The 800-nt window shown below is 75.4% G+C and carries 1 protein-coding gene; it reads right to left on the bottom strand.

The window, feature by feature from the left end; all coding sequences use genetic code 11:
* Positions 1-745, bottom strand: a 745-nt coding sequence (locus FNQ90_RS25440) for a helix-turn-helix domain-containing protein (protein ID WP_182608463.1), incomplete at its 3' end; no start/stop codon positions are given.
* Between the last annotated feature and the right edge of the window lie 55 nt (positions 746-800).

Here is an 800-nt window from a genome sequence, read left to right as displayed (position 1 = left end):
GGGGGTGTTCCCGGGCGATCCAGGAGCGCCAGTCCGCGGCCCAGATGTCGGCCGGGCGGGGGCCGTGGGCGGCCCGGTGGGCGCGCCACTTGGCGTCGGCGGCGCGCAGGCCGTCCTCGCCGAGGCGGTCGAGGTGTCCCTGTTCGCGGATCCAGGTCCGGGTGGCGGGGTCCACCCGCCACTCGCCGGCCGGGGTCGGTGCACCGCCCCCACTGCTCTTCCTACGGTTCACCTTCGGTTCTCTACGGTTCTGGGGGTCGGATTCCGTACCCCTGCCGGGTCGGATTCCGGCACCCCGGGGGGTCGGATTCCGCGCCCCGCCCGGGCTGGATTCCGTACCGGTCGGATTCCGTCCGGAGGGCTCGGAATCCGGTCCCTGCTCGGGGTGGATGCCGTACCGCCGCAGCCTCGCCTCGTCCGGCTCGGGATGCGCCTGCGGGTCCTCCCGCCGGGCGCGCTCGGTCTCGGCCGATCGGGCGGCGGCGCGGGGCAGGTGGTAGACCGTGGTCCGATGCGGGCCCCGCAGGTGGTCCAGCACCCGCAGTTCGCCGCCGGCGACGAGGGCGGCGATCGCGTCGCGTACCGCCGTCCGGCTCGCGTTCGTACGCGCCATCAGGCTGGTGAGCGAGGCCCACGCGACGCACTGCTCGTCCGGGACCCGGTCGGCGATCGACAGCAGTACCAGCCGCGCGGTGCCCTTGGCGGCGCTGTGTTCCCACACCCACTCGCGGGCCTCGACGCTCATCGCCCACCCCCGTTCACCTGCGGGAGGACACCCGCCGCAGCGGTGTGGGGGCGGG

It is taken from the genome of Streptomyces alkaliphilus (assembly GCF_014141535.1).
In the GTDB taxonomy this organism is placed as follows: Bacteria; Actinomycetota; Actinomycetes; order Streptomycetales; family Streptomycetaceae; genus Streptomyces; species Streptomyces alkaliphilus.
The sequence above is the reverse complement of the archived record's forward strand: the minus strand, read 5'-3'. Positions and strand labels throughout refer to the sequence as shown.